Source organism: Micromonospora sp. 4G55, from assembly GCF_016803375.1.
In genome coordinates this window covers 1-2,153 of the sequence record NZ_JAEVHN010000883.1, presented here as the reverse complement: position 1 = coordinate 2,153, position 2,153 = coordinate 1, and the positions used below count along the sequence as shown (strand labels likewise).

3 pseudogenes are annotated in these 2,153 nt (G+C 76.6%); 2 read left to right on the top strand and 1 reads right to left on the bottom strand.

The features are described from left to right. Both JNW89_RS35650 and JNW89_RS35645 read left to right on the top strand, forming a co-directional pair. Positions 1 to 682, top strand: a pseudogene (locus JNW89_RS35650) (glycosyl transferase); the annotation flags it as partial. Positions 683 to 684: 2 nt separating this feature from the next. Next, a pseudogene (locus tag JNW89_RS35645) lies at positions 685 to 1,928 on the top strand (glycosyltransferase). Here the strand turns inward: JNW89_RS35645 and JNW89_RS35640 are convergent. Next, positions 1,918 to 2,153 (bottom strand): annotated as a pseudogene (locus JNW89_RS35640) (hypothetical protein); the annotation flags it as partial. The pseudogenes JNW89_RS35645 and JNW89_RS35640 sit on opposite strands and share 11 nt — an antisense overlap.

The following is a 2,153-nucleotide window of genomic DNA, read 5'->3' as shown; positions in this document are numbered from 1 at the left end:
GCCACCCCGCACACCGGGTCGATCCCGAGCGCCGGCCCGACGGTGCAGGGCGGCTTCGGCCCGGGACGGGGCGGCTTCCCCGGCGGCCGGATGCCGGCCGGCGCCCAGTTCCCCGGCTTTCCGGGCGGACCGAACGGCCAGTTCCCGGGTGGCCAGCTCCCCGGCGCCCCGGGCGGCAACCAGACCGGCCAGAACGGCGGCACCGGCCAGTTCCCGGGCCTGCCCGGCGGCACCGGACAGACCGGCCAGCCCGGTGGGGCTGCCGGGCCAGGCCGCGGGCGGTGCCGGTCGGGCGTCGGTCGGCGGCGGGATGGGCGGGCTGCTCGACTCCCGCGCGCCGAGCGCCGAACTGAAGGCGCTGCTGGAGCGCGACGCCGAGGACTACACCTGGATGGTGGCCACCGTCGGCTCGAACAACGCCTCCGGCTACCAGCTCGCCACCGGGCGGCCGGTGATGGCGATCGGCGGCTTCAACGGCAGCGACCCGTCCCCGACGTTGGCGCAGTTCCAGGCGTACGTGGCCGACGGCCGGATCCACTGGTTCGTCGGCGGCGGCGGGTTCCGGGCCAACGGGGGCAGCTCCGCCTCGCAGGAGATCGCCGCCTGGGTCGTCGAGACCTTCGAGTCGCAGACCGTCGACGGGGTCACCGTCTACGACCTCAGCAGCGGGCAGGAGGGATGAGGATGACGTACGCCAGCGGCCCCCGGCCGGCCGTCGAGACCCGGGTCGCGGTGCTCGCCGCGGTGCTGGACGTGGTGGTCCCGGTCCACAACGAGGAGGCCGACCTGGGCCCCTGCGTACGGCGGCTGCACGCGCACCTGAGCGCGCACTTGCCGTATCCGTTCCGGATCACCGTGGCGGACAACGCCAGCGTCGACGGGACGCTGGCCGTCGCCGAGGCGCTGGCCGCGGAGCTGCCCGAGGTACGGGTGCGGCACCTGGCCGCCAAGGGCCGCGGGCGAGCGCTGCGCGCCACCTGGTCGGCCTCGGACGCCCCGGTGCTGGCCTACATGGACGTGGACCTCTCCACCGACCTGGCGGCGCTGCTGCCGCTGGTCGCGCCGCTCATCTCCGGCCACTCCGACCTGGCCATCGGCACCCGGCTGGCGCGTACCTCCCGGGTGGTGCGGGGCGCCAAGCGGGAGGTGATCTCCCGGGCGTACAACCTGCTGCTGCGGGGGGCGCTCGCGCGCGGTTCTCCGACGCGCAGTGCGGGTTCAAGGCGATCCGCGCCGACGTGGCCCGGGAGCTGCTGCCGCTGGTGCAGGACACCGGCTGGTTCTTCGACACCGAGCTGCTGGTGCTCGCCCAGCGGGCCGGGCTGCGCATCCACGAGGTGCCGGTGGACTGGGTGGACGACCCGGACAGCCGGGTGGACATCGTCGCCACCGCCCTGGCCGACCTGCGCGGCATCGGCCGGCTGGGCCGGGCGCTGCTGACCGGGGCGCTTCCGGTCGGGCGGCTGCGCGAGCAGCTCGGCCGGGCGCCGCTGACCGCCCCGCCGGCCCAGGTGCCGGTCGGGCTGCCCCGGCAGCTGGCTCGGTTCGCCGCCGTCGGGGTGGCCAGCACGCTGGCGTACCTGCTGCTCTTCGTGGCGTCGCGGCCGGTGCTGGGCGCGCAGTGGGCCAACCTGCTGGCGCTGCTGGTGACGGCGGTCGCCAACACCGCCGCGAACCGGCGGCTCACCTTCGGCGTCGCCGGGCGTCGGCACGCCGGCCGGCACCACCTGCAGGGACTGCTCGCCTTCGGCCTCGGCCTGGCGCTGACCAGCGGGTCCCTCGCGGCCCTGCACGCGGCCACCGCGCCGTCGCGGCCGGTCGAGCTGGCGGTGCTGGTGGCGGCCAACCTGGCCGCGACCGCCCTGCGTTTCCTGCTGCTGCGCCTGGCCATGCACCACCGCCGGCCCGCGCCCGGGGTCAGGGGTTGAGGGCGGCGGCGAGGACCTCGACGAGGCGGCGCGCGTACCGCCCGTCGGGGTCCCCGTCGGCGTCGAGGTCGGCGACGCTCATCCCGAGCAGGCGTCCGGAGTGCACCAGCGGCGTGAGCAGCGCGAGCAGGTCGGCCCAGTCCGGGCCGTCGGGCTCGGGGTACGTCACGGCCGGCAGGACCGCGGGTCGAGCACGTCGACGTCGAGGTGCAGCCAGGCCGGCCC